24 protein-coding genes and 1 pseudogene are annotated in these 26,767 nt (G+C 60.9%); 10 read left to right on the forward strand and 15 right to left on the reverse strand.

Going from position 1 to position 26,767, the window contains the following annotated elements; translation table 11 throughout:
• The first annotated feature begins 235 nt into the window (after positions 1-235).
• Together ACTIFK_RS01930 and ACTIFK_RS01935 are read left to right on the forward strand one after the other, a co-directional pair.
• Positions 236-964, forward strand: a complete 729-nt coding sequence (locus ACTIFK_RS01930; RefSeq protein WP_439541349.1) for a hypothetical protein — start codon at positions 236-238, stop codon at positions 962-964.
• A gap of 61 nt (positions 965-1,025) precedes the next feature.
• Positions 1,026-1,739: a FadR/GntR family transcriptional regulator gene (locus tag ACTIFK_RS01935; RefSeq protein ID WP_439541350.1), complete on the forward strand. Its 714-nt coding sequence runs from the start codon at positions 1,026-1,028 to the stop codon at positions 1,737-1,739.
• A 19-nt stretch (positions 1,740-1,758) separates the two neighbouring features.
• On the opposite strand, the gene ACTIFK_RS01940 is transcribed toward ACTIFK_RS01935, so the two are convergent.
• The 6 genes and pseudogenes from ACTIFK_RS01940 to ACTIFK_RS01965 all read right to left on the reverse strand — a co-directional run bounded on the left by ACTIFK_RS01940 (position 1,759) and on the right by ACTIFK_RS01965 (position 11,753).
• A complete protein-coding gene (locus ACTIFK_RS01940; protein WP_439541351.1) occupies positions 1,759-3,114 on the reverse strand; it encodes an ABC transporter substrate-binding protein in 1,356 nt (451 codons plus the stop codon).
• A 184-nt stretch (positions 3,115-3,298) separates the two neighbouring features.
• Positions 3,299-4,345, reverse strand: coding sequence for a D-alanine--D-alanine ligase family protein (locus ACTIFK_RS01945; RefSeq protein ID WP_439541352.1), 1,047 nt, complete (start codon positions 4,343-4,345; stop codon positions 3,299-3,301).
• Complete coding sequence (locus ACTIFK_RS01950) at positions 4,342-5,481, reverse strand: putative zinc-binding metallopeptidase (protein ID WP_439541353.1); 1,140 nt, start codon at positions 5,479-5,481, stop codon at positions 4,342-4,344. The genes ACTIFK_RS01945 and ACTIFK_RS01950 overlap by 4 nt, the downstream gene beginning before the upstream one ends.
• 354 nt (positions 5,482-5,835) lie before the next feature.
• Positions 5,836-5,949, reverse strand: a pseudogene (locus ACTIFK_RS01955) (integrase); the annotation flags it as partial.
• A 166-nt stretch (positions 5,950-6,115) separates the two neighbouring features.
• A complete protein-coding gene (locus ACTIFK_RS01960; protein ID WP_439541354.1) occupies positions 6,116-7,489 on the reverse strand; it encodes a hypothetical protein in 1,374 nt (457 codons plus the stop codon).
• 529 nt (positions 7,490-8,018) lie between these two features.
• Positions 8,019-11,753, reverse strand: coding sequence for a cadherin-like beta sandwich domain-containing protein (locus ACTIFK_RS01965; protein ID WP_439541355.1), 3,735 nt, complete (start codon positions 11,751-11,753; stop codon positions 8,019-8,021).
• A 356-nt stretch (positions 11,754-12,109) separates the two neighbouring features.
• Between ACTIFK_RS01965 and ACTIFK_RS01970 the strand changes: the two genes are divergently transcribed.
• Positions 12,110-12,976, forward strand: coding sequence for a hypothetical protein (locus tag ACTIFK_RS01970; RefSeq protein WP_439541356.1), 867 nt, complete (start codon positions 12,110-12,112; stop codon positions 12,974-12,976).
• A 386-nt stretch (positions 12,977-13,362) separates the two neighbouring features.
• On the opposite strand, the gene ACTIFK_RS01975 is transcribed toward ACTIFK_RS01970, so the two are convergent.
• Positions 13,363-13,587: a hypothetical protein gene (locus ACTIFK_RS01975; RefSeq protein ID WP_439541357.1), complete on the reverse strand. Its 225-nt coding sequence runs from the start codon at positions 13,585-13,587 to the stop codon at positions 13,363-13,365.
• Positions 13,588-14,007: 420 nt separating this feature from the next.
• On the opposite strand from ACTIFK_RS01975, the gene ACTIFK_RS01980 reads away from it, so the two are divergent.
• The 5 genes from ACTIFK_RS01980 (at position 14,008) to ACTIFK_RS02000 (ending at position 17,655) form a co-directional block, all read left to right on the forward strand.
• Positions 14,008-14,370 carry a type II toxin-antitoxin system RelE/ParE family toxin gene (locus ACTIFK_RS01980; RefSeq protein WP_439541358.1) on the forward strand — a complete coding sequence of 121 codons (363 nt, stop codon included), beginning with the start codon at positions 14,008-14,010 and terminating at the stop codon, positions 14,368-14,370.
• Complete coding sequence (locus ACTIFK_RS01985; RefSeq protein ID WP_439541359.1) at positions 14,367-14,663, forward strand: helix-turn-helix domain-containing protein; 297 nt, start codon at positions 14,367-14,369, stop codon at positions 14,661-14,663. The genes ACTIFK_RS01980 and ACTIFK_RS01985 overlap by 4 nt, the downstream gene beginning before the upstream one ends.
• A gap of 252 nt (positions 14,664-14,915) precedes the next feature.
• Positions 14,916-16,343 carry a dihydrolipoyl dehydrogenase family protein gene (locus ACTIFK_RS01990; protein WP_439541360.1) on the forward strand — a complete coding sequence of 476 codons (1,428 nt, stop codon included), beginning with the start codon at positions 14,916-14,918 and terminating at the stop codon, positions 16,341-16,343.
• A 17-nt stretch (positions 16,344-16,360) separates the two neighbouring features.
• Positions 16,361-17,050 carry a TIGR04283 family arsenosugar biosynthesis glycosyltransferase gene (locus ACTIFK_RS01995; RefSeq protein ID WP_439541361.1) on the forward strand — a complete coding sequence of 230 codons (690 nt, stop codon included), beginning with the start codon at positions 16,361-16,363 and terminating at the stop codon, positions 17,048-17,050.
• Positions 17,047-17,655, forward strand: a complete 609-nt coding sequence (locus ACTIFK_RS02000) for a TIGR04282 family arsenosugar biosynthesis glycosyltransferase (protein ID WP_439541362.1) — start codon at positions 17,047-17,049, stop codon at positions 17,653-17,655. Before ACTIFK_RS01995 ends, ACTIFK_RS02000 begins: the two co-directional genes overlap by 4 nt.
• A gap of 26 nt (positions 17,656-17,681) precedes the next feature.
• Here ACTIFK_RS02000 and ACTIFK_RS02005 read toward each other — a convergent pair whose 3' ends face one another.
• From ACTIFK_RS02005 to ACTIFK_RS02040, 8 genes are all read right to left on the reverse strand, one after another.
• Positions 17,682-18,545 carry a phosphate ABC transporter ATP-binding protein gene (locus tag ACTIFK_RS02005; RefSeq protein ID WP_439541363.1) on the reverse strand — a complete coding sequence of 288 codons (864 nt, stop codon included), beginning with the start codon at positions 18,543-18,545 and terminating at the stop codon, positions 17,682-17,684.
• Positions 18,542-19,435 (reverse strand): phosphate ABC transporter permease PstA, encoded by an 894-nt coding sequence (gene pstA / locus ACTIFK_RS02010; RefSeq protein ID WP_439541364.1) that lies wholly within the window; start codon positions 19,433-19,435, stop codon positions 18,542-18,544. The genes ACTIFK_RS02005 and pstA overlap by 4 nt, the downstream gene beginning before the upstream one ends.
• Positions 19,428-20,297 carry a phosphate ABC transporter permease subunit PstC gene (gene pstC, locus ACTIFK_RS02015; RefSeq protein ID WP_439541365.1) on the reverse strand — a complete coding sequence of 290 codons (870 nt, stop codon included), beginning with the start codon at positions 20,295-20,297 and terminating at the stop codon, positions 19,428-19,430. Before pstC ends, pstA begins: the two co-directional genes overlap by 8 nt.
• A 30-nt stretch (positions 20,298-20,327) precedes the next feature.
• Entirely contained in the window at positions 20,328-21,167 is an 840-nt protein-coding gene (locus tag ACTIFK_RS02020) for a phosphate ABC transporter substrate-binding protein (RefSeq protein WP_439541366.1), read from the reverse strand.
• Positions 21,168-21,169: 2 nt separating this feature from the next.
• Positions 21,170-21,466, reverse strand: a complete 297-nt coding sequence (locus tag ACTIFK_RS02025) for an ArsR/SmtB family transcription factor (protein ID WP_439541367.1) — start codon at positions 21,464-21,466, stop codon at positions 21,170-21,172.
• A 151-nt stretch (positions 21,467-21,617) separates the two neighbouring features.
• On the reverse strand, positions 21,618-22,706 hold the full coding sequence (locus ACTIFK_RS02030) for a hypothetical protein (protein WP_439541368.1): 1,089 nt from the start codon (positions 22,704-22,706) through the stop codon (positions 21,618-21,620).
• A 282-nt stretch (positions 22,707-22,988) separates the two neighbouring features.
• Positions 22,989-23,849: a DUF547 domain-containing protein gene (locus ACTIFK_RS02035; RefSeq protein WP_439541369.1), complete on the reverse strand. Its 861-nt coding sequence runs from the start codon at positions 23,847-23,849 to the stop codon at positions 22,989-22,991.
• 72 nt (positions 23,850-23,921) lie between these two features.
• Positions 23,922-24,899: a radical SAM protein gene (locus ACTIFK_RS02040; protein WP_439541370.1), complete on the reverse strand. Its 978-nt coding sequence runs from the start codon at positions 24,897-24,899 to the stop codon at positions 23,922-23,924.
• Positions 24,900-25,333: 434 nt separating this feature from the next.
• Between ACTIFK_RS02040 and ACTIFK_RS02045 the strand changes: the two genes are divergently transcribed.
• Together ACTIFK_RS02045 and ACTIFK_RS02050 are read left to right on the forward strand one after the other, a co-directional pair.
• Positions 25,334-25,540: a hypothetical protein gene (locus ACTIFK_RS02045; RefSeq protein ID WP_439541371.1), complete on the forward strand. Its 207-nt coding sequence runs from the start codon at positions 25,334-25,336 to the stop codon at positions 25,538-25,540.
• Between the two features lie 201 nt (positions 25,541-25,741).
• Positions 25,742-26,740, forward strand: a complete 999-nt coding sequence (locus ACTIFK_RS02050) for a hypothetical protein (protein WP_439541372.1) — start codon at positions 25,742-25,744, stop codon at positions 26,738-26,740.
• The last annotated feature ends 27 nt before the right edge of the window (positions 26,741-26,767 follow it).

Genomic DNA, 26,767 nt, shown 5'->3' on the forward strand with positions numbered 1-26,767 from the left:
GGTTTCCAGATGTGTCCATTTTACGCAGGCCTGCTATGCGAGCAAGCCCGAAAATTTGGCCAGTCCGCCCAATTTGTGGGCTGAAATACGGAAAAAAACGTTATTTTATAGGCTTACGCAGTATGCTGCATTGCGAGACTACTTTGGTTTTAATTGGTTTGAATAGGTTGAAATATAAATTTGTTCTGATACATTCGGATCTTACGGGCTTGGCCGTTCGACGTGGAAAATCGCCATGGAAGCCACGAAATGTGAGCGGCTGACGCATGTCTGGGCAGGCACGACGCTCGATGCCTTCTGTTTCATGGCCAAGGGACAGAGCGAAGCCGCCGCCCGGACTTGGGTCGAGGCGTGCGATCTGCTTGGCGAGCACCCGCATGGCGACGCGGTAGCTGCTGTTGCGCTCTCCAACGCGGCTGTGGGCAACGTTCTCTTGCATCGCTCCGCTGCCGCCCGGGCCGCTTTCCTCGCGTCCGAAGACTGTTGGCGCGCTGTGGCTGCGACGATCGAAACGCGAGAGCTGCCCGTCGCGACGACGAGTTCATCGTTCCACTTCAGACTTGCCGCGCGCGATACGGAGTCCTTCACGCGGCTCCGGCGCAAACGCTACGTGCAGCTGTGCCAAGCGGGACGGGAGATTGCCCGTTTCAATAGTCTTCAGGCGGGCTTGAACCTCAGCACGGCCGTGCTTGCGGATCGCATTCGGGACCTTCGAACCTGTCTCACGCAGGCCTTTGGCGCGTCCTGCGCGGAGATGGCTCTCCTATCAGAACGCGATGAAGACTCTGGGATTGCGCGCGCGTCGCTCCATGAAGCGAAGACAAAGACATTCAACCGGATCGTCGAGGCAGCAAAACCACCCCTGGATTTCTGGACACGACTCGACTGCGCAGTGAGACTGGCAGCGCTGTTGGCACCGCCTTGTGCGGGTCACTCAATCTCCCAGGCGGCCCACAGACGCTAAGGCGAACAAAGGATCGAGCATGCAGCTACCCTGGCTCACAGATGTCACGAGACACCCCTTCGTGCCTCTTCAGGTGAAGGAGATCGCGACCAAAATCTTCGATCGAATTGCCTTGTCGCAGTACCCCTACGGAACGCGCATTCCCGCCGAACGCGACCTCGCCGAAGAGTTCAAGCAATCGCGCGCGACCATTCGGCATGCCCTCGACTTTCTTGCGGCCTACGATGTGGTCGTACGAAAGCCGGGCAGCGGGACATTCGTCAGCTACCAAGCGCCCGCGCCTGCGGAGGCCGTCGCTGCCTCCACCGTGACGTCCGCCGGATATCCAACGATAAGCCAGCTGGCCGAAACAGCATCGCCGTTCGCGATGAACATCGCCGGCTCGATCATCGAGCCGGAGATGGTGCGGCTGGCCACCATCTACATGTCGTCACGCGATATCGCCGAGCTGGCGCAGCAGGTCGCCATGCTCGAGACGGTGGTGACTGAGGCGGACACCTTCGCGGCGCTCGAGGAAGGGTTCATGATGATCATCGCCCGCGGCACGCACAATTCTCTGATCGTCGCGATGTACGCCATTTTGCACGAGGTTCGGCGGCACCCGCAGTGGGCCGCAAGCCGCCGCGAGATGCTGACGCCGGCAAGGATCCGCAACAACCAGCACCTGTTTCGCTCGCTGTACAATGCGATCGAACGCAGAAACGTCGAGACGGCCGTTGAGCTGATCACGCTGCATGTCTCGAGCACGCATGAGACGATGATCTACGAGTCGTGATCGGAAGACGCGGCCAGCCCTACGTCGACGACGCAAGGGATTCGCGCTGATCCCACATCAAATCGAGGGAGCGCAGGTGTCTGACCAGCACCGCTTTGTGCTTCGCCCACCAATCCTGCATCGATACAAAATCTTGGATGCGCGCACGTCCGTCCACGATGGCCACGACGGGCCAATCGCCGACGAGGGCATTGTCGATGCCGAAGAGGTCCTTGCCCCACCATATCGCCTCGCCGAAGGCATGGTGGCCAACTCCGCCCACCTTCATCATCGACAGCACGGAGAACGGCTCGAACGTTCGAGCCCGCTGTACGGCTGATTTCCAGAGTTCGAGGGTGGAGGCATATTCCCAGGACACGGCGCTCCACGAGCCCGGGAAGCGCCTGCAGAATTCATCGTAGAAGGCGTTGGGGTCATCAAAATTGATTTGCGGCTCGTTGAGGCGCTGATCGTCGAAATCCGGGAATTGAAATACAAACCCTTCCATGAAGGACGGGCTGGTTCGCTCGATGAGCTCCGGGTAGTTGTCGCACGTACAGGAGAGCAGCTGACCTTTGAAGCCGCGGTTGAACGCTTCGATCGTGAGGGCGTGAACGAACGGCTCGTACACGGTGTCCCAACAGAGGATGTCGGGTGAAGCGGCCATCAACCGCTCCACAATTGTCCCGAAGTCTTCCATGTCGGGGTCGAACAGGCATTCCGCCACAAGCTCGATTCCCGCCGCCTCGAAGGCCGCGCGATAGGTTGCAATCGACGGCAACCCCAACAAATCGCGTTGGGCGCACATCGCTGCCGTCTTCAGATGGGGCTTGGTGCGGCGAAGCCAGTCCACGCCGGTGACGTTGTAAAGAGGATGCACCTCGCTCGGCGCAACCAGGGTCGGGCTATCCGGCGAGAGGTCGCTCGGCAGTAGCGTGGCGACCAGCATCCGATATTGGCTGACGAGCCTTCGCACCTCGGGGGAAATATCGTCACCGCCGATCATCAGCAGCAACTTCACCCCGTCTTCGAGAATGAGCTTGCGCGCGCCTTGCAGAGCCAGCTTCGGTTGATACATCGTGTCGAACTGAATGAGTTCGATCATGTACTTCCGGTTGCCGACTTTCAGACCTCCGGTGCTGTTGATGCGATCGATCCAGATCATCGCACCGTTGAGGCCCGGAACCGCCCAAGACTTCAGCGCACCCGTCAGGGGCGCCAGGAAGCCGATGCGAATCACCGTTTTGGAACTGAGACCGACGTCTCGCATGGCAACCGCGAGAGCTGATGCGACCGCACTTCTGGGCTTTAGGACCATAGACAGTTCTCTGCAAGGATAGGCCGGCGGGCGGTTGCGGGCACCGATGATATACCCGATCGTCCCGGAAACGGTCATCCCCCATCTCCGTCGGGATGCATTCGCGCCAACCCCGACGGCTCAGGTCTCCGGCTTGAGACGCCCGATTTGCGGTTTCAGGCGCTGTTCGCGCGGGCTTTGGTCATCGCGGATGTCTGCACATGGGACCTTAGCGACCCGAGCGCTGCGCCACGGACAACCCGCGCGGCCGATGCCACTTTTATCAAATGATCATGCGTTCGGGATCGTAGCTCATTCCGAAGCGAATAAGCCGTTCGATCAACTCAGGGTATTCGATGCCCGCGGCCTCCGCCGCACTGGCGAAGTCCTCGTCCGAGGCGATCTGCGGATTGGGGTTGGCTTCGAGAAGATAAGCCTCCTCGCCATCCGTGACGCGAAAGTCCAGCCGCGCGTAACCGCTGAGGCCAAGCAGCCGATAGATGTCGCGCGACAGCTTCTGCAATTTCGCGGCAAGTTTTTCACTGATCTCGGCCGGGCCTGTCATCACGCCAGCCTGATCCTGATAGTCCGGATCCCATTTGCCGCGGCCCGTCGCGATTAACGGTGATCCCGCAGGCCGGTTCTCGACGAAGAACTCCCACGGTGGCAATACCGTCACGCGCTCGTTGCCCATCATGCTGACATAGATTTCCCGGCCTTCGATGTACTCCTCGGCCAGCGCCGCCGATGATGCGGTGCGATGTATGAAGTCCACGCGCTCCATCAGTTTGACGTCGTCGCGCACGATCGACGCCCCCGAGATCCCGATCGAGCCCTCTTCTGTCAGCGACTTGACGAAGAGCGGAAACGCCAAGGTGCTGGGACGCTTTGTGGTGCGCCTCATGGGGAAGATGGCGAACTCCGGCACCTTCATCCCGTCGTAGGCGAGGATTTTCTTGGTCAGGGCCTTGTCGCGGGCGAGCGTGAGGCCGCGAGGGTTGCAGCCGGTGTAAGGCTGACGAAGCATCTCCAGGAAGCTGACGACGTGCTGATCGAAGTGCCCGACGTGGTTGAACTCCTCGGCGAGGTTGAAAACGATATCCGGTTTGTGGGCTTCGAGTGCGTTGGTGATCGTCGAGAGATCATTCGAGATCCCAACCAGCACGAGAGTATGACCGAGCGACTCAATGGCTTGTTTGACGTCGTATTCGGTTTTCCGCAGCATCCGCTCTTTGCCGCTGAGGTCGTTCATGTCCCCGTTCGGCAGCAATCGCTCGTCGGCCAGAAGAACGACCGTCAGCTTTTTCTTGGATCTCTTGATCGTAATCATAGCGGTAGTCTCGGGCTGTTCCGAATTATAGAGACGGTCGCGCGGGAAACGAGTCGCAAAACCCTCCTGACCGTTTCCGCCTTCGGACGCGTCTGTCTCAGCTTCAAAATGCGCGCTCGATGAGCGAGTTGGCGCAACACCTGATCGACGACGTAGGCCGGAACCCCGAGCGGCTTCGCTGTACGCCTGCGCAGCCGCGTCCGGTGTTCTGCCAGCAGGGCCGCTGCCGACATGTTCCCGCGCGCGCGACTTCCGGTGCCGCTCGCCTCGAAGATCCGCTGTAGCACGCCATCGAATTCGTCTTCGGCGTCTATGGCGTAAAACTCCCGCTTTTCTTCATAGTGCTCGGCGAGCGTCCGCGTGGATTCCTTCAATTCGTTCGCAATCCGCCGTGGCTTTATCTGAGGTTCGACGTCACGGAGATCGCGCATCCATGCATCGACCGCGCACAATTTCTCATAAGCCGGCCAATCGCGGTACTTCCGGCGCCAGCCGTTCTTGGAGCGAAGCCACACGGCGAACGTCTCGGCAAAATCCTCGACCGGGTGCGACTGCGCGTACCACGCGTTGAGATGCTGGACGAAATCGCGGCTATCCGAGTCCGCAACGTAGTCCGTCGGATACGCCCGTTTTGGCGAACCGAACACCTTGCGATATTCGCTCATTTTGCGAAGCTGAAACGCCTCGTCTACCGCATGTCCGGTTTCATGCCGTACGATGCTTAGTGCATCCTCCAGAGACGCACCTTCGGCTTCCAGCATCATCTTGCGCTCGAGGCGGATCAAACGCGGATGCAGCAGATAGAACGGCACGGCGAACCCAACGACCTCGTCGGGATTGTACCATTGCTCGGAGATCCAGAGGGTGGGGCGGAAGCGGATGCCGCGCGCGGACAGATCGTCGAACACAGAGTGCGCCCGTTGCTCGATCACGGAACCCTTCAGCCGGAGCGGCAAGTCGCAGAACCGCAGACGCAGCAGTTCGCTATCTGGCATACGATCTAGGCGCGATGCTCGTGTGGTCATGCTGCTCCAAGAAAAATGGCTCTGGCCGCCAGGGCGACCATAGAATGCGGATGCTCCCGAGTCGTTAGACCACGGCACACACCTGCAACACAAAAAAAATGATGCCGCCACGTGAAAAATGCAATCTGCGTCAATGAATTAGCCTTCGCGAGCCGAACGCGACGGCAATCCAGGAAAAAATTGCAACACAATAACATCGCACACATCGCTGGCGGCGTGTCGGGCCGGCCAGGCGTTTGGTGTCCATTTGTATCGGTAAGCGAACTTCACGGGAAGGCGCTGTAATTGCGCGATGGGATCGAGCGGTATTGCTAGTGCAGGCAGCGTCTTCTTCGTCTGCTAATGGCCCTTCACAGACATGGCCGCTTAGACGGTTCGTCCCAAAAGCCGACATTGGTGCCTTGGCCGGTCGGCGCCCCCCCGTGCACTCGCCGACCAAGTCTGCTTATGAGGGTAGCGCTGCCGTCAGATTTCGATCTTCTCAGCAATCTCGATTGCATCGTCGACCTCGATGCCGAGGTACCTTACCGTGCTCTCGATCTTTGAATGCCCGAGCAAGAGCTGGACGGCGCGAAGATCCGTCGGGTGGTTACCAACCGACGATTGTGACCCTGAGCGGACTTCAGCACTTCACTTGAGAACGGCTTCCTGGTCGGCGCTCTTCGCGTTCTGCTCCTGCATATGAAGCACAGGACGTGCGAGAGGATCAACGTCGGGCTTTTTCAGCGCGACCGCTCGACGTGTCTCAGTCCAGCGCCGAGGCTCGCTGCTCTGTTCTCAGCGTGCGGCGCACGAAATCATCGAGTGCGTTGTCGCTTTGGGTCGTGGTCACGGTGTTCGAAGGGGCGTACCACCCCTGGGTCGTCAGCACGGGTGGCATGACCGGCTTCCGGTAGAACTCCCGATACCAGGCGCCGATCAGCGTGCTGTTGCCGGGCGTCACGTGGCGGAGCTCGAAGGGACCGCCGTCACCCCAGTAAATTTGGCGATCCTTGGCGAAGGAGCTTCCGCGTCCGACGATCAGATGCAGGTATTCGGCCGGCAACTCCGTCACCTCGGTGAACTCGCGTGTTCCATGCTGCTGCTTGCCCGCGTAAAGCATGAGGCGCCGGTCGCCGTTCTCCCTGAGGATGACGCGCTTAGCTCCTGTCAGTTCGAGAATGCGCTCCAATCGGGCGCGCGTGCGGTCCTCGTAGAGGATGGTATCGGGCGTAGGATGGGGCGGCGCAACTTTCGCGATGGCTGCCAGCTCCGTCCGCTCCCGAGGGTCATGCTCCTTCGCCGCTTCGTAGGCGGCGAGCCACAACGCAAATGGTCCGAGCGCGAGCACGACGAGGGCGGCCGTTGCGATATTTGGGCGGGAGACAAGCCTCCATAACGCCAGGATCGGCATCGTGTAGAGCACGTACGTCGGCAGAACTATCCACGTAAACGTGACGATGAAGCCGATCGGCGAGAGCGCCTTCTCCGGGCCTTCCCCGAAGAGAAGCGCGAGGCCTGTTACGATCGTGCCGGCGAGGAAACACCATTGGAGCCCGGGTGGGGTCGATCTCTGCTCGCCGGTCTCGATCTCTTCCGCTCCGCTCTCGAATCCCATTTGCGGGGCGCTGCGGGCTCGAACGACGACGAACGACGCAACAGCGAGGAAGGCCGCCATCAGATACGGCGCCAGACCCACGAACTGCATCACGGTCTGAAATCCGGGAGCGTGCACCGCGATGATGAAAAACGTCGGGACGGTCCGGATCATGTGCAGGATCGCGCAAAGGCAAAGCAGCGCCGCGAGCACCGTGAGCGCAACGAGCTCGGCGCGCGATCGCTTGTCAGCCCTCCAAGAACACAAGGGAGCCGACGGCATAAGCGACAGCAGCGCGATGCACAGCAGCGTGAAAATCGCGTAGAGCGGTCCGGGGATGCCCCAGATGGCTCCGCCCGAGAAGCGATAGCTGAACGGGGTCGCGCCGAGCACCCCGAAGGCGCTGTCGCCAACCATCATGATGGGAATGAAGAGGCCCGCGATAGCCGGAAGTCCTGCATCGCGGGCACGGCGCAGCGATATGCCGGCGAGTGACGCGACGAATATCAAAAAAACGAATGGCTTGAAAACAATCACGGTCACGACGCCCAAGGCATCGCAGCCGCCGGGAGTGCTGCCGCACCCCGTTATCCACGCTAGGCCCCAAAGTAGAAAGGGCAGCCCGACAATCGAAGCGAAGAACAATCCGATCCGCCACGCGGCCGCGCGCCGAAAAGACGTGGGTTCGAGCCGTCCATGCAGTTGAAACATGTGTATTCCCTCAGCTCCGCCTACGCTAGCAGACTGCCGTAAGGACCAATTTTAAGCTCTCGCTCAAATTCGAGATTGGTTGTTCAGCATCTGTTAGGGATGCAAGCTTCCCCGGGATCAGGAGGGCGCCGGGCAAACGTCAAAGCGGGGTCAGCGATATCAGGCCGATCAGCATGGCGAGTGCTTTGCATGACGAGATTAGCGCCTGATCCAAGACAGCATCGGTCTTGCGCAGCCAGATGTCACGCGTCGGACCCTCGCGCTTGCGACCACTCTTGGCCCGATCATGCTCCGAAAAGAACGCGACCTTAGATCGCTGCTGCTAAGATCGCTAGAGACCCGAATCGGACGTTGGAAAATTTCAGAATCGGACGGTGCCGCCGAGCTTGCCGCCGGTCGCCACCTGCCCCTCGCTTTCGAGGCTGAGCAGCAGCGCCGCATCGAGATCCCAGCTCATTCCATCCGATAGGGAGAAGCCCGTCGTCAGCGAGCCGAACAAGCCGCTGTTGTCGAGCGAGGCGACACCGGCCGTAACACCGAGACGCGGAACGAGCACGAGACCACTTTCGAGCAGGTATTGCTTCTCGAAGTCAGCACCGACGCTGACACGGATCTGCTCCTCCGTGAAACCTGCAATCAATAGCCGGTCGCCCGCCGGGCTTCCTATGCCATAGTCCTCGACCTGCTCGTTCAAGTAGACGGCGCCCAACTTCGGCGTGACCAGCGTTGTCTCGTCTGCTCTCCATTGGCCCGCGATCTTGGCCGACCACATCCAGCGGTTGGTTTCGAACGTGCCGTTGAAGAACGCGGTGCCGATGTCATTCGAGGAGCCTCCATAGAGGAGGTTGGTATCGATAATGACGCCTTGAACGATCTCGAGCGAAACGTAAGGACCGGCGAGCCAGCCTGTGCCTCGAAGTACGGACTCGTCATCGGAGGGGTCGGTCATGCGGTCGACATGAAGCGAGATGCCGATCAGCGTGGCGGGCGTGAGCAGGTAGTCGGCGCCCACCGAAAACATGCCAAAGCTGCCCCATCCACCGTCGGTCTCATCGCGCTTCTGGGCCATCAGCGTGCCGTCGATCCAGACGTTCAGCGGTTGCATCGCTCCGGCGCCGTTGTTCCTGGCCGCGCGTAGCCCGACAAGGCTCGTCGCGATGCCGAGGTTGACGCCTTCTTCCCCGGAAGGTGTCACGCGTGTCTCGACACTTCTGGACGCCTTGGTCATGCGGCGGCGCTCGAGAAGCCCAGGCGTCTTTGCGTTGGTGGCGATCAGGTTTTGCCGCGCCTTCACGAAGTCGCGCACCTTGCCGTCGAAGTCGACAGCAACGGCGCCGGGATCGTAGGCTACGTTGTATGTGACGATGCCGACGTTGGAGGTCCCGAGCGCGCTGGTCAGAACAAAGCTGACTTTGGCCTGTCCTTTGAAGCCAGGCGTGGGCTTGAACTTCAGATAGTAGCCGAACGGCCCGGAGGGAGTGGCCGCCGCCAGCTCCCCCTGGATGATCGTTGCGGTTCCGGAATTCTCGGGTGAGACAGCGACGATCTTCGCGTCGGTGAACGGGCCACCCGTTGCGTCGCTATTGAGATAGACGTTCGGCGGCGGGGGACCCGCAGGTACCGATTGGGTCTTGTCGGTCACCGTTATGGCGCGCGGCATTACCCTCAGCGTGTAAGAGGCTGATCCGGAACCGCCGGCCGAGTCCGTGACCGAGATCGTGAAGCTGTAATTACCTTGGCTGATAGTCGCGAGTGGACCTGTGAGCTCGCCGGTCGACACGTTGAGCGTCAGACCGGGAGGCAATGCGCCGGCCGAAATGGAGAAGATCGGAGTGTTGTTGGAGTTCGCGGTCGTCGTGATGCCGGCCGCGTAAGCCTCGCTGGCCATGGCATCGGGCAGCGCGCTGCCTGCCGGCGTGAATGTGATGGACACCGGTGGGGCGGCACGCGTTACGGTAACTGTGTAGGTCTTCGTGGAACCGTTCTCCGCCGTAGCGACGGTGGCAATCGTATTCGCACCCACGTTAAGGGAAATCGCGCCCGACGGACTGCCGGACGCGACCGTGTTGCCATTGACCTTCACCGTCGCATTTGCATCGTCGAGCGTCGGTGTGAGGGTGAGCGAGGCAACGCCGTTGGCGACGGTCGTGGCATAACTGATGGTGTTCGCGGCAAACGACGGCGTCAGCGTGCCGGCGCTTAGGCCGAGACCGGACAGATCGGCATTGGCGGATGCCGCCCCGGACTGCCGTGTCACAGCGACCGTGTACGTCTTCGTTGTCGTTCCGTCCTGGGCGGTCACCTCAGTGGTAATCGTATTGTTTCCCACGTTGAGTGGGATCGCGCCCGACGGACTTCCGGACGCGACCGTGTTGCCATTGACCTTCACGGCCGCATTTGCATCGTCGAGCGTCGGTGTGAGGGTGAGCGAAGCAACGCCGTTGGCGACAGTCGTGGTATAACTGATGGTGTTCGCGGCAAACGACGGCGTCAGCGTGCCGGCGCTTAAGCCAATGCCGGACAGATCGGCATTACCGGACGCCGCCCCGGGCTGCCGTGTCACAGCAACCGTGTAGGTTTTGGTGTTACTTCCGCTGCGGGCCCTGACGACGACCGAAATGGAGTTTTGCCCGACAGCAAGCGCAATGGGAGCGGAGGCTGCGCCGGAAGCCACGACGCTGCCGTTGACGGTCACTTGGTTCAGTGTTGCCGCCGTGGGCGTAACGGTCAGCGACGTCACGTTATTCGCGACGGAAGACGTATAGCTTGAGACGCCTTGGTCGTAGGCGGGAGACAACGCACCGTCGCTGAGGCTGATACCGGTCAGTGTTGGAATGAGATAGGTCGCAGTTATCGTGACCGTATAAGTTTTAGGCGTCCCATTTTCCGCAGCCACCCTGAAGTTGACAACGGTCGTCCCACTGGACGAGAGGGATTGATTGAATTGGGCTCCCGATGCGCGGCCTGTCCCGTTGACTGTCAGCGAGGCGTTGGCATCCGACAGCGTCGGCGTAAACCGGATTACCGACGTATTGGTCACGGTCGCCGTATAACTTGTGATATTGCGGTCGAATGCAGGTGAAAGCGTGGTGCTCGTCACGGCAAGGTTGGACAGATCGTTGTCGCCCGCCCCGGCATTCGGTTGGCGCGTGAGAACCGACGTGTAGGTCTTTGTCGTGGTTCGATCCTGAGCCGTGACGACCGTGGTGATCGTGTTCGGTCCGTACTCGAGCGACATGGTCGTCGATTGTCCCGGTGCGATGGGGCTGCCGTTGACTGTCACCGTGGCACTGGCGTCGTCAGCCGTTGGCGTCACCGTCACCGTCGACACCCCGTTCGCCACCGACTGTGCGTAGCTCGTCGTGCCGGAAGAGAAACCGGGCGTCAGTGCGCCCGTGCTCAGACTAAGATTCGACAGGTTCGCATTTGTCGCCGGGGCCGTCGCCTGCCGGGACAGGGTCAGAGTGTACGTCCTGGTCGCTAAGCCCGAAGCCGAGGTGACGACGATCGTGATCGTATTGGCGCCAATCGCCAATGGGACAGCAATCGACGGTCCGGTTACGGTCGTGCCGTTGACAGTGACGGTGGCCGCCGGTTCATCAGTGGTGGGTGTCAGCGTGATCGACGAGACCGAATTCGGAACCGACGCCGTGTAGTTGGCGGTGAGATAGGAAAACGAGGGAACGAGAACGCCGTTGTTTGGTGTCAAGCTCCAGAGATAGGTATTGTTGAGGGGTTGGAGACACTGGATCGCAACCGTCATGGGTTCGATCCGAAGTGAGACCGTGCCCAAGCCGGTCACCGTTGTCATGCCCTGACCGGACGTCGTGTCGACGGGCGTGTCGACAGTTCCGAACACCTTCAGCGATCCCCCTCCGGGGGATGTGATGTCATAGGCTAGCCTTTCTCCGGGCTTGAAATTTGAAGGGTCATAGACGAACGTACCGCCACTCTGCGTGTACCCGGCGCTGAACGAGGCGTTGACATAGTCACACGTCGTCGACGGCGTCTGAGCCAAGGCCGATGCCGACGATCCGGACGCCGCAACGAGCGCCAGCAGCGCACCAAAGACGAACCTCAATGCCCGCGCGCTCATGCGTCCCCAAAAGCCGCTTCGTGCATTGCGGGCGAAGCCTCCCCGTCGCCGCGAACACAGGTTCCGCGGCGTACTTCTCGAATGTCGATCTGGATGTCACCCTGCAGCACCGTAGCGACTGCGGGGATGACGACGCGGACGCGCGCGGCGGCCCTCGATGGGCACACTGCGGTGAGCTGACAGTTGATCAGCAATCGATTCGCTGCGCGGTCAGAAACGCACCTGATCCGTTTTTCGTCGATTGACAGGATCTGATGGTCCGTAGGGCCGCACCCCTTGCCTCCCGCACCCGAATAGCCGTAGACAGAGCGTCGTGGCTGCACACCTCTTTCCTGTGTGCGATTCCTGACAGCCGAGTGGATCAGATCAGCGCAAACACCGCCGCTCCGAAGACTAACGCCTTGCTTGCGGAGGCGGCCGCCTTGCGGGCATCGACGGCGTTTTACAGCGCCGTGCGCGCGTACACTGAAGGACTTGCGCGCTTCCGCGAGGCACCGCGCCTCGTCAACAAGATGATCTCATACGAGAAGCGCTTCCGCGTGCTCGGCTATCTCCTCTACCTGCAGGCCGATCGGGAAATCTTCGGTCCGACTGGCGGGGCAACTTACGCTCGCCTCCTTGAGCTGTGCACGCGTCGCAACGAGGTGAGCCCGCGCGTGCTCAAGACGACGCTGGCCATGTTGCGTCTAACGCGCTTCATCGAGACCGTAAAAAGTCCGACAGACTCGCGCTCGAAGTACTATCGCCCGACGGCCAACATGCTGGCATTTATCGACAGCTGGCTTGGCTATGCCGTGGGCGCACTCGATGCGCTGCAGCCGTCTGCCCGGCGGGCTGAAGCCATGCGCGACGATCCGACCTTCGCCGACCGCTTTTTCGTGTCAGGCGGCCGCGATCACATCGACGGCACGCCTCCTGCGGATCACATGCCGGAGTTCATCGGCTATTTCGGCTCGCGCGAGGGAGCCGCTGCCGTCGTTCTGGCGGTGATGCTGGCCCAGTTCGATGGCACGCCCGTGCTGAGCCGTGCTCAGATCGCAAAGCGGTTCGGCCTGTCCAAGACACAGGTCTCGAGCGTCATCGCGGAAGGGGCCGGGATCGGTTTTCTCTCGGTGGACGACTCCGGCGTCCCGGCGCCGACCGATTATCTGCGCGAGAGCTACGCCAATTGGATTTCGATCGAGCTCGCCTTCTATGCTCGCCACATGCAGCGCATCTCTTGAGCGTTCATGTCCGGGACTAGTGGAGGAGTGAAACGTTTTTCTGATCCGCACTGCCCTCTTCCGCTTTCTCGGCAAGTCCGACATAATTTCTCTCGAGATAGATACGCCAGACGCTTGCCCTTCTTCCTGATCTGCGCTGCATCCCAATCGACATCGGGCCATCTCAGCAGACACTCGCGCAGCCGCAATCCCGTCGCCTTGGCAAATTCCAAGAACGGCTCATAGTCATCTCGCGCAGCATCGTCGAGCTTATCGCCCTCCTTGCCGACGAGCTCGCGCACCCTCTCCTGTGACTCTTCCAGAAAATGCAATTGTTCGGTTCCTGGCGAAACTGCACACCCCACGCCTTCGCCCGCGTGAAGAGCTTCTTCAGAACCTCTGTGCTGCTACGATTGACCGTCGCGCTGGAGATATAAGGCGCCGTTTCCGGATCCGCGTTCTTGCTTCGCAAGATCTTGTGCCGACGCCACGGCGTCATCAGTCACTTCCGTCAGCAGCTTGGTTTCGCCGAAATAGCCCACAAGGCGCCTCAGGTCGCGCCAGGTGTTGTCCGCGCCCGAATGATACTGGCCAACTTCATTCCAATACCGATCGGCCGCATCGTTGATCAACAACGACGTTGAGGAGGTACGCCGCTCAGACAGACGCTGCTCCGGCGCTCGTCTCGCACTACCTCCTCGGCAGCACGCCGCGAGGTTCGTCTGGTTGAGCCAAAAACCGCTGCCCGTCTATCTGGAAGTCATACTGATAGAACCGGGAACCCCTCTGCCGGTAGGTTCAATGCCGATTGGGTGATCGACGAATTTACACGGCCGCACTGGATCAGTGAGCTTCCGCGATCACCTCCCCGCTCAAGGAATGCGGCGGATTCGCTACTCATTGGCAGTGATCGACGGGACAGGTGTGGTTCTCCGGAGAGTTGGTCGAGATACTGCGAGGGTGGACGGTCAGCGGCGATGGCGGCGTTTACGCAGTCGTGCCACCGGGGACGCGCTTGACGCAAGCGTACTATATATGGTACGGTCTCTTTAATGGTACGAGAGGTCGACCCAACACCGCGCAAGATCCCGCTTCGGTTCTTCCGCACAGGCACCGGAGCAGAGCCGGTTAAAGACTGGATCAAGGGCCTCGACGCCGCCGATCGCAAGGCGGTCGGAGTGGACCTCATGCAAGTCCAGTTCGGTTGGCCCGTCGGCATGCCGTTATGCCGATCGCTCGGCAGGGGACTTTGGGAAGTGCGCACCGATCTTAGCGACGACCGCATATCCCGGGTCATCTTCTGTTTTTCTGATGGCGAGTTGATTGCTCTCAACGGCTTCATAAAGAAGACACAGAAAACCCCGCCTGCAGAGATCGAGACGGCGCTGAAACGCAAGAAGGAGTACGAACGATGACGACAAAGGCAAAGAAGAACCCACACCGTGGATCAAGTCTCGACGACCTTCTCAAGGAAGAGGGCGTCTTCGAGGAGTTTCAGGCGGCCGCCATCAAGAACGTCATCGCCTTTCAACTTTCAAGGGCGATCGAGGACAAGCATCTGACAAAGACGCAAATGGCGTCCCGCATGAAAACTTCGCGGGCGCAGCTCAATCGACTGCTCGATCCCAAGGACGGCAATGTCACGCTCGAGACCTTGCAGAAGGCGGCCGCAATCCTAGGTCGCGAACTCAAGGTGGAGCTGATTTAGGAGCGCGCCCATGGCGCAGCGATCCTCGCCGCGAAGCCAAGCTTCGCGTCGTCTTCCCCACCCCGATGCGTCCGACGCCACAACTTGCGTTTCATATTCCCTATCTTGTCTGCTTTTGCAGACGGCGCATTCAAAGCTATTTGATAAATCCGTCGCACGCGTCGTACCTAGCGAGGCCGCGTGCGATCAACTAGCATTCCCTCGGGCCACTCGCTGGAGATTGGTCGTTCGTTGACCAGCCCGGGAGGCCACGTGTCAGAAAATCTGAAGGCAGACATTTGCGTCATCGGAGGCGGTTCGGCGGGCCTCTCCGTGGCAGCAGGCGCCGCGCAGATGGGCGCCCGCACGGTGCTTATTGAAGCTCATCGCATGGGCGGCGATTGTCTCAACACCGGCTGCGTACCGTCGAAGTCGCTGCTTGCGGCGGCCAAGGTGGCGCATACGGCGCGAAGTGGCCATCGCTATGGCCTTACCCTGCATGACGCGCAAATCGATTTCGCAACGACCAATCGCTACGTCCACAGCGTTATCCAGACAATCGCTCCGCACGACTCGGTCGAGCGCTTCACCGATCTCGGCTGCCGGGTCATCACATCACGCGCCTCGTTCATTGATCACCGCACAATTGGGGCCGGCGACGTCACAATCCGCGCTCGCCGCTTCGTGATCGCGACCGGCAGCGGCCCGTCCATTCCGCGTATCCCAGGCCTCGACAGTGTTCCGTATTTCACGAATGAGACCATCTTCGAGAACACCGTTCTGCCATCGCACCTGATTGTCATAGGTGCAGGTCCGATCGGGTGCGAGTTGGCCCAGGCGCATCGCCGCCTGGGAGCAGCGGTTACGCTCATCGACGCCGGCCGAATGCTGTCAACGGACGACCCAGAAGCCGTCGAAGTCATCCGCAAACAATTTGCGGCCGAGGACATCCCTACGTTTGAGGCGGCGGCAATCACGCGGATCGAAAAGACCGGCGAAGGCAACGCCGTCGTTCTGCAGCACGAGGGACGCGAGAAAACCATCCGAGGCTCCCATCTCCTGATCGCAACCGGGCGCCAGGTGACTATCGATGGGCTCGGTCTTGACAAGGCTGGCGTGGAGGCCACGCCCAAAGGCATCAAGGTCGACGCTCGCCTACGCACCACGAACAAGCGCGTGTTCGCCGCCGGAGACGTCATCGGGGGCCACCAGTTCACCCACGTTGCGGGCTATCACGCCGGCATCGTGCTGCGAAATGCGCTGTTCCGCCTGCCCGCCAAGAACGCTCCGAAAGCCTTGCCGTGGGTCACCTACACCGATCCTGAACTCGCTCAGGTCGGACAGACCGAAGCGGCCGCGCGCGAGATCCATGGAGACCAGGTCCGTATCCTGCGCGCGGACTTCGCCCACAGCGACCGGGCGCAAGCCGAAGGCCGCACGGACGGCTTCCTCAAAGTGGTCGTTGGAAAACGGGGGCGGATCCTCGGCGCGACACTGGTCGGCGCACATGCGGGCGAATTGCTCCTGCCATGGATCCTCGCGATTTCGAAGGATCACAAGATCGGCGACATCGCGTCCCTGATCGTGCCATACCCGACGCTCTCCGAGATCAGCAAACGCGCGGCGGGGAGCTACTTTACGCCGGCACTGTTCTCCGCGCGAACCAGGAGACTTGTTCGCTTCCTCGGATTGTTCGGATAAAGCACGGGACGCATTCTGTGGTGAATATCGGCACGCTCGACATCTCGGTCGTTATTCCGACCCTGGAAGCTGGAGCGACCCTTTCCGAGACGCTGGGAATGCTGGGCAGCGTGGAAGAAATCGTTGTTGTCGATGGCGGCTCCCGCGACGGCACGCAGGACGTTGCGATCCGACACGGCGCCCGCTTTGTCCGAGCTGCAAAGGGCCGCGGTTATCAGCTTGCAGCAGGAGCGGATCTGGCTCGCAGCGAGTGGCTACTTTTCCTCCATGCGGATACGCACCTGGAACCCGGCTGGAAATCCGCCGTCACCGACTTCATTGCCAGTCCTCCCAATAAGGAAAAGGCTGCCGCTTTCAGCTTCACGCTCGACGACATGTCTCCGCAGGCGCGGCGCTTGGAATGGATCGTCGCGCTGCGCGCGCGGACCCTGGGGCTTCCCTACGGAGACCAAGGATTGTTGATCCACCGGGATCTCTACAGGGCTGTGGGCGGCTATCCATCTTGGGAGCTCATGGAAGATGTCGATTTGGTCCGTCGCATCGGTCGCAAACGATTGGTGATCTTGCCGATCGCAGCGAATACCTCCGCCTTCCGCTGGAAGCAGGAGGGATGGTTCACGCGCAGCGCACGCAATCTGTTCTGTCTTTCGCTCTACTACCTCCATGTGCCGCCGCGGCTGATCGCGCGCATTTACGGTTCGTCATGAAGACCAACTGCCATCTGGTCATCTTCACGCGCTATCCTAGGCTTGGCACGGGAAAGCGTCGCCTCGCCGCTCAGACCGGCGCGGTCGAGGCGCTCCGATTCCAGCGCGTGAGCCTAGCCAACACTTTGCTGAAACTGGGCAACGACGCCAGATGGTCGACGTGGCTCGCGGTGACGCCAGATCATTCAGGCCCTTGGCCATCCCGATACGGCATCGTGCGGCAGGGCACGGGCGATCTCGGGCAGCGCCTGATGCGCGTGACCAATCGCCTGCCCACCGGGCCCGTGCTCATTATCGGCAGCGATGTGCCCGGCATCCCCCCCGACCTGATCGCAAAGGGCTTCAGCCTGCTGGAAGGCCAAGACGCCGTCTTCGGTCCTTCGAGCGATGGCGGCTACTGGGCCGTCGGGCTGCGGCGAAGACCAAACGCGCCAAATCCGTTTCATGATGTCCGCTGGTCGACCGCGCACGCACTCGCCGACACGATGCGAAACTTGCAGGGACGGAACGTCGCCCTCCTACCCAAGATCGACGACGTCGACGACATTGCATCTCTCGCACGCTATCCGAAGTGGGGCATGCTCCACGGCAGCCGTCCTGGCTGATGCGTCCCCTACGCAAATCGCCTCGGCTAGCCGCGTGCACCGCTCACATACGCTGCCGTACGTTCGTCCCGGGGAGACTCGAACAGCCGCTTACAGTGATCGAACTCGACCAGCGTGCCCGCTCGATCCTTGACCCAGAAGAACGCCGCGTAGTTCGCAATGCGACGCGCCTGCGCCAAATTGTGGGTGACGATCACGACCGTGTAGCGCCCCCTGAGGCTCTCAACGAGATCCTCCACCACGGCAGATGAGATTGGGTCGAGCGCACTGCAGGGCTCATCCATCAGCAGCACCGACGGCTCAAGCACCAGCGCGCGCGCAATACAAAGACGTTGCTGCTGGCCGCCGGACAACGCTTGTGCCGGCGCATCGAGCCGATCGGAGATCTCGTCCCAAAGGCCCACGTCCTTGAGCGAACGCTCGATGCGATCGTCGATTTCGCGAGCGTTGCGCAGGCCGTGCTCGCGAAGTGGCAGTGCGAGGTTGCGCCGGATCGACAAGGGGAAGGGGTTAGGCCGCTGGAAAATCATGCCGACGTCGCGCCGCAATGCGTGAACGTCGACGCCCGGCGCATGAATATCGCCGCCTTCGCGCAGAATGCGTCCCTGCACCTGGCAGCCGGGAACCAAATCCGTCAGCCGGTTGATGCTCGAAAGCAAACTCGTCTTGCCGCAGCCGGAAGGCCCGATTAGCGCCGTGATGCAGCCGCCGAAGATGTCGAGGCTGATGTTGCGTAGAACCTCGTTTTGCCCGTAGCTCAGCGACAGAGCCTCAATCCGAATCTGCGGAACGGGCTCGCAACAAGGCGGCCCCGTAACGAGCGGTCCCAGCGTAAAGGCCTCTCCGGCTTTGCTGTCCGGCACGAGATCGCCGACGAAGGATGTGTTCATGAGCGTGAGGGCTTTCGATCTAGGGCGCGATTGGCAAGCCACAGAGCGGCGCTGTTGATGACAATAAGGAGAGCGATGAGGACCAGCGCACTGCCGTACGCGTTCGGATCTCCTCCGGCGACATTCATGGTCAAGTCATAGATATGGACCGAGATCGCGCGGCCCGAGTCGAAGACCGATCGCGGCATCCGATCGACGTATCCGCTCGTGAAGATGAGAGCCGCCGTCTCGGCCATGGCCCGCCCGATCCCAAGCATCAAGCCCGCGACGAGCGCCGGCGCAGCCGCCGGGATCAAGATCCGCACGATGGTTGTGCTGCGGGAAACGCCGAGCGCCGCCGCACCAAGGCGCCATTCGTCCGGCACCATCCGCAGCCCCGACTCCGCGGTCCTGATGACGATCGGCAGGATCATGCACGCCAGCGTCAATCCGCCGGACAGGATCGAGAAACCGAGCCCCATCCAAACGCAGAAGAACGCGTTCCCGAACAATCCGAACACAATGGACGGCACGCCCGCAAGGACATCGAGGCTGAGACCGACGCCGCGAACTTTAGCGCCGCCCTGTCGAGCGTATTCGGACAGGAGCGCGGCGGTCGCGAGGCCCAACGGGAACGCGACGGCGATGGCGACGACGAGAATGAGCACCGTCGAGACGATGATGGGAGCGATGCCGCCGCTGCGGCCGGCACTCTTCGGCGCGCTCGTTAGAAACGCCCAATCGACACGGCTGGCGCCGCGCCACAGGATGTCGCCAAGTAGCCAGAGAAACACTCCGATGATGAGCAGCGATGCCAGCCAGACGAAGCTCTGGAGCGCGAGGTTCCTCCAGAAGAACGTCGGCGTCGACCCGGTCCGCGCCGAGCCCGGGTATATGATCGCATCAGGCATGGACGACCTGACCTCCGCTGCGCCGCGCCGCTGCCGCAAGTGCCAGCACGAGCAGCGTGAGAGCGAGACCGGATACGAAGAGCGAGGCTCTGTGCGTGCCGGTGGCGTACGCCATCTCAAGAGCAATGTTGGCCGTCAGCGTGCGCACGGGATCGAACAGGCTCGACGGCAACTGCACGACATTGCCGCTGACCATCAGAACGGCCATCGTTTCGCCGAGCGCTCGCGCAGAGGCAAGCAGCACTCCGGCCGTAATGCTGTTGCGCGCCGTTGGCAACGCGACGGCAAGAATGATCGCTTCACGCGACAGGCCAAGCGCGGAAGCTCCTGTCCAATACGACTGCGAGACCGACGTCAGCGCGGCCTCCGTCGTCAGGGCAATGGTCGGCAGGATCATCAGGGCGAGCACGACGCTGCCGGCGAGAAGGCTGGTGCCAGGCGCGCGCAGTTCGTTGATCAACGGAACAAGCGTCGTCAGTCCCCACAGGCCCAGCACGACCGACGGAATACCGGCTAAAAGCACGACAGCCCATCGGAAGAGGCGCGCGACCGGGCCCTTCGCATAGAAGCGGCAGAAAAGCGCCAGCGCGACACCGAGAGGGGCCGCAATAAGCACGGCGAGCGCGGACATCGCCACCGAAGCCGCCAACATCGGCGTCAGGCCGAATGTGCCTTCGAGCGGATGCCAGGAGCTGTCCACGACGAACGACGTGACGCCGACCGCGGACAAAACCGGCCAAGCTTCTTTGGCCAGAAAGAGCAGAATAAGGAGCAGCAATCCGGCGGCGATCGCGGCAGACAGCGAAAGCGTCCACAGCAGCCGCCGGTCGCGGACGTTGGGAGACAGCGTCTTGACCATCATACGATCGCGGTCGACACGAAGCCGCCACCACTACTGCAAAGGCACAAAGAACTGTTCCTTGACGAGATCGTGGACGTCCTTTGACTGCGCGAAGTCGATAAAGCTTTTGACCGTGCCTTCCGGCGCAGTTTTGACGACGAGATTAAGCGGACGCGCGAGAGAAAATGTCTCGTTGCGGACGTTCTCGACAGACGCAGCGACGCCCTTGAGCGGCAGCAGCTTGATTGGCGTACCCTGTCCTGCTTCGAACTCAGCCGTGCCGATCGAGACGTAGCCGATGGCATTGGGGTTGCCGGCCACGGTCTTGATCCCTTGCTGATTGTCGCCGATCACAACGCTGGCCTTGATGTCGCTGTTCTTCAGTTTGAAATAGTGGGTGAAGAGATCGAGCGTGGACCGGCCTTCGGCTTTGTTGACGACCGTGATGGGAGCGTCCTTTCCGCCGACGTCTTTCCAATTCGCGATCTTGCCGAGATAGATGTCGACGATCTGCTCGTCGGTCAGGACTGAGACCGGATTGTCCGTGTTGAGGATGATGCCGACGCCATCGCGCGCGATAGTGAAGGCCGTCAAATCCGTCTCGTCGTCTTTCAGCTTGCGCGACACGAGGCCGATCGCGGCAAGACCCGCGCGGACATCGGCGACGCCACGCGCCGACCCGCCGGTCTGCACATCGATCCGCAGATCAGGGTTCGTCTCTTCCAAGCGCTTGCCGATTTCCGATGCCAGCGGCGCAATGGTGCTGGCCCCAGTAATCGTCAGCTGGCCCGAGAGAGGCGCGGCGGTGCTGGGCTCTTCTGCGGCAAAAGCGGTGACAGCGAGCAGAGTCAGAGTTGCGAAAGACAAACCAAGGGCGGCTTCGCGGATCATAGTCACGAACCTTCAGATTTGATGTTGAAGCTGAGTGTGCAGCAACCGAAGTCGAGCACGGGACTGTTGTGGCCATTTCTGACCGCAGGTGACAGCGAGTAGACGATCGATTTTCCCTCGCGCCGCGTGACGACGATCCCCGCCTGCCGCAAGACGCGGAGATGATGGGAGAACAGCGTCGGCTCGAGGTTCAACTCGCTATTGATCTCGTTGACCCGGCGCGCACCGAAGAATAGTTGCTCCACAACGGCCAATCTCGTTTTGTCCGAAAGGGCTTTCATGATGTCGGCGCAGGACACAAGCGATCACCTGGAACTGGAGTGAGGGGTCAGTCGGGCCACGCACATGGTGCGGCCCTTAGTTGAACGCTAGTTCCATTGAACCGCGCTTTGTCCAACTAAGAATTCATGCAAAGCTTATTGGGACGACGACGCACAATGTGTAGCGGAATCACGCATCAACACGGATTTTCTGCCGGCTGCGGCGAGTGACGGCATAAGTCGCGAGCGCGACGCCGATCTCGAGCGGCCGCACCCAATCCGGATGATCGTGAAACCCCGGTCCGGTCAGTCCGAGAGCTCCTGCCGTCAGATACGAAATCGAGATCGCCGGCAGGATGGACCACGTGAGCGCGTTCGATCGCAGGCAAACCCAAGGGACGACCCAGAGCAGGTACCAAGGGTTGATGACCGGAGCAAAAAACAAAAGCGCCATCAGCCACAGATCCGCAGGCGGAACCGTCTCCGGCTCCTTGGCCCGCCAGCGTAGGGCAAGGGCCGTGGCCAAAGCAGCACCGAGCAGGAATCCGAGCGGTCGCGCAGCTGGATCTCCGAAGACCGCCTTTAGCCCCGCGAACCCGAACGAATTGAATTCCCACCAGCGCGAGAAGACCTGCAAGCCCTCGAACTCGGTGGCGCCGGCCACGACAAACGGCAAGTAAAGCGGTGCGAGCGCGACGCCCGCGCCGAGCGCGGCCAGATACCATTTCCTTTGCAGAAAACACGGCGCGACAATGATCGCAAAAGGCTTGCACGCCAGCGCCAGTCCGAGCACGGCTCCGCTCCCAAGCAAGCGCCCGCTCCTGACGAGCGCATAGCTGGCAAGCATCAATGCCACGCCGACGATGTCCGCATGCGCATTCATCGACACTTCAAAGATCACGAGCGGGCACAGCGCATACCGTAGACCGGCAGCTGGTCCCGCGATCCGCGCGATCATCGCCCAAATGGCGAGATCCGCAGCGATGAAGATCGCCTTAAGCGCGGTGAGGCTCGCCGGCGCCGCCCATGCCGCAAAGCCAAACACGTATTGCAGCGTCGGCGCGTAGATGGTGGGAACGGCAGGATTGTTGACCTGTGCGAGGATGGCCGTCCAGATGTCATCCAGGCTGGCGTCGTCGGAGTATGCTGCAGGGGCGTACCCATATGGCGTGCCGTCCTGCAGTAACCGGTATCCGTCCCAAAGGTATCGCGCCCAATCGTCTTCGTAGATCGGAACTGTCCAGAGGCCAACGACGCGAAGCACAAGTGCGCACAGCACACCAGCAGCCAATGTTGCCCGCGTTGGAACAATCGCAGCAAACCAGCCAAAGCCCAACCACGCGACGAATAGGCTGAGCGAAAAGCGCCAGGCTTCAACCGGTGGTGTTTGCGAAAGCCACGCAAGGCTTGCGAAGGCCGTAAGGATCAGCACAGGCGCAAACATTGCCCACTGGATTTGCCCGGCCGAAAGGAGCGGAAGGGATCGAGACGATGTTGAGGCGTGAGGCTGCACGATTACGCCGCGCGCAGACACGGCGGTGGCAACCGGGTCCCTCCCCCGCTAGCGGCCGACGTCATTCAGAGCCCAATCGTAGAAATGGTCATTGACCGCAGTTACCGTATTGAGCTGCGTCGCGAGCGGCTCAGCCGCGTACTTTTTGAGGTGAGCGATGACGCCGTCATCGTCTCCGCCGAAGTCTTCGATGAACCAGGAATAGATCGACGACACGCGCAGCTTGCCATCGGCGAGCCGGACACCGCGCGAATGATTGATGAACTCACGGGCCGCCGCATCGAGCTGCGTCTCCAGCTGCTCCCCGGTGAACGCCTCCGTGCGCAGGTTCGGACAGCCGATCGACGCGCAGTTCAAGGCGTAGTGCACACGCGGATCCTTGAAGATCGGCCTGAGCAGGCCGTGCTCGATATCGTCGAGGCTGATCGGCGTGCCGGAAATCTCGACAACCTTCTTTTTCCACGGCCCGCCGGTCACGACCGAAAGAACCGTTCCGCCGAGCGAAATGTCCTTGATCGAGGCGACGGGGTAGTGGTCGAGAACGATCTCGATCGTCTTCGCGTTGTACAAATTGGCAAGCAGTGCGAACTGCTCCGGCCGGTCGAGGGTCGCGGGATCCACGCGCGTGATCGCCGCGATGTAGGCGCGCAGCGGCGCAAGATCTGTCGCCCGGAAGCCCGCGTAATCGACCTCGTTGAGACCGCTGGCATTGCGCTTCACGTGCTTCGCGAGCAAGCCACTCCAAGCCGAATGATCGACCTTGATCGTAGAGCCCGCCGCCGCCGTCGCAAACAGGCCGTCCGGCTCTTGCGCCGCGGATGGCGTAGCGTTTGAGGCCATCACAAGCGTGGCCACCATGCACATCGCACGCATGCCCGGCGCGCGCCAAGTCTTTGCTTTACTCAGCACTGTCATCCCCCCAACACGTCCCTCTAGATCTGCGATTGAATCAAAAGTTTCAAACGGATGCGTCCGCAAGCATCAGCCATCGACGCGACACGACGCCTTGCCCAGCACGCAAAATCTCGAGCAGTGACGATGATTGAGCGTCACCGTCGTGCGCGCTTCCTCGAGTGTGGCTCCCACTTCGAAGGCCGCCGCGTACGGAATGAGCGTGCAGGCCACGACGGTCGGCTCCGCGCTGCCTTTCCGCTTGAGGACCATTCTCGACGACGCGCACATGACCTGCTGCGGCTTCATGCCGAGAATGTCCCAGCAGCCCTCGCTGATCTCGACGACATCGTCGTCGGCGGCCATCTCGGGAAAGAGCACCAACCGCGACGGATCGTTGGCGTCGATGCGCAGTCCGAGATCTGAGAACAATCGATCGTAGCCGCGCCGCGCTTCGGGTTCGTCAACGGTCCGTGCCTTGCGCGCCGCAACCGAAACGTCGAACCCGTTCTCGCCGAGCCACACGAGCCCGTCGAGCGCGCGCTGCCAGGTGTGCGGACCGCGAATGGCCTCATGTCCCTCCTGCTCGAAATGGTCGAGCGACACGCGGAGCGCCAACCTGTTCGGAAAACGCCCCCCGAGCGCCAGCAGCTTGTCCTGGAAGCGTTGCATTGGCCGCATCGCGTTGGTCAGCACCAGCACGCGGTATCCGAGCGACAGGCTGTCCTCCAGCATGGCCAGCAGATCGGGGTTCATGAACGGCTCGCCGCCGGTAAACCCGATCTGGCTCGGCTTGTCGGAAAACTGCGTGGCCTCCTGAAGAAAGCGCAGAACCTCGGCGCGCGAGAGATAGACGAGCTGGTCGTTTTTAGGCGACGAGTCGATGTAGCAGTTGACGCATTCGATGTTGCAAAGCGTGCCGGTGTTGAACCACACAGTGTCGTAACGCTCGAACGGCACCTTCGCGCGCGGCTGCGATTTGACAGTAAAATCAGGGTCCGAAAACTTGACCGGATCTGCGTGCTTCCTGGCGCCAATAGCGTCGGCCTTGACTGTTTGAAGCGTCATCTTTCCCTTACTTCCGTGGCAAGAGTATTCCCCTACGCGCGTGCCCCAGGAACCGTTTAGAATGACGCCGCCGAGCGGCAAAAGAAGAAAACTGAAAAAGCTTAGATGCATCCTGCGGCGCGGCAATGTACGCAGCCGTTCAATTGAACCAAAACTCAATTAAAACGTAGTGCTAGAAGTGTTGCAGTGGTGTTGCGTCATGGGAAAACCGCAATCGGAAATTTGGCGCAGATAGCAGAAGTTGATCGATGCATGTCTGTTATCATCGGCAATATGCTGCCTTAAGGGTCCAAATAATATAACGCGCACGGATTCTTCATATCTTTATCGAGAACCAGTATTTCGGCAGGCGCATTCAAGTGTTTAGAGGTCTTCTCCAGCAGGTCGCTGCGACTCCCCAAGGGTCGGGGCGACGGTCTTGAGGAGAAGAAACAATGCGAATTATTGCCAAGGCAGCTGTCGTTGCTTTCGCGAGCGTAGCCTTAGCGTCTACCAGCTTTGCATCCGGCGGATATACCGGTGGGTTCCGTCCGCCAGTGGTCAAGAAGCCCGCCAAGCCGGGGCAACCCTCTGAGACCCAGAGCCCGAAGAAAAAGAAGAAAACAGGCGAGCTTACCGTGCAGGCCGCACCGATCGGCTAGCGCGACACTCACCGCCGCGTAACACGACGCCAAGCGGCGACGAGATCTTCTCTCTTTCTCAAAAGCACCACCTGCAGCATCGCGAGCGCGCTCGCCGGTGAGCGGCTGGTCGCGCCGGCAAACCAGCATGGTTCGGCGCGAAGCGAGGAGAGAACACGAAGCACCAGGGGACTTTAGTTAAGAGTTTAACGGGGGACTACAATGAGGAACTACACTGTAGGGCGCATTGCCGAGAAGGTTTGGCTGAGGTCAGCTCTGGCGATCGCGCTGTCGCTGCCGGTTGCGGGCGCAGCCCACGCAACGAGCGCCTACCTGCCAGCCAAGGGCCAGCTGGAACTCTCGCTCGGCACGAAGTACGAGGATTACGATCGCGCTTGGCAGGGAACGACTTACAACAGGTACACGCGCGTCACGACGATCCAGGAATATCGCGCGGCGATTTCCTATGGCATTACCGACAGGCTGTCGCTTGATGCGAACGGCGGTTACGGCACGCTGACTGGCGGTCTCGGCGGCAGCGCCACTTGCGCCACCTTATCGTATGACACCCTGGCAGGCCGCGATTGCCAGAACCCGATTCCGCAAGGAACCCGCGATGGCTTCCTCGACACGCACATCGGACTTCGCTACGCGCTCCATACCGAAAATCCGGACCAAGTGAACAGCTTGCCGTCGGTGTCCATCTATGGCGGCGCGATCCTTGAAGGCGACTACTACCCGCGTCCGCAGGCCTTGGGCGATGGCAGCAGCGGCTGGGAAACCGGCGTCGGGCTCGGCCGCTATTGGTCCAACATCGGGTTCGGCCTCAACGCTGACCTGAACTACGCGAACGTCAGCGGCGTGGTCCCGGATTACATTTTTGGTTCGGTCGGTGCATTCAAAACGCTTGGGCAATTCTTTGTCACCGGCACCTATCGCTATCAGCACAGCCTGAGCGGTTGGGATTCGGGCAAGGGACCGTATGTCGTGCCGGCCGGCACGCCACCCAACAGCTTCGTCAGAGACAATATCCGCATCGTGAATGCGCTTGGCCGTCAGGAAAACTTCCAGACCTGGGAAGCCGGCCTCGGCTACATCTTCGAAAGCGGCACCTCGGTTCACGGCACATATGCCGAAGTGTTCGAAGGCCGCAACACGGCTCAGCGCGAGACGTACCAGCTGTTCGTCACAATCCCCACTCAGATCCTCGGCGGCAATTGAGACCAAGAGCCATAAAATAAGTCAGAT

Origin of the sequence: Hyphomicrobium sp., from assembly GCF_051860585.1 — a bacterium.
GTDB lineage: Bacteria > Pseudomonadota > Alphaproteobacteria > Rhizobiales > Hyphomicrobiaceae > Hyphomicrobium_C.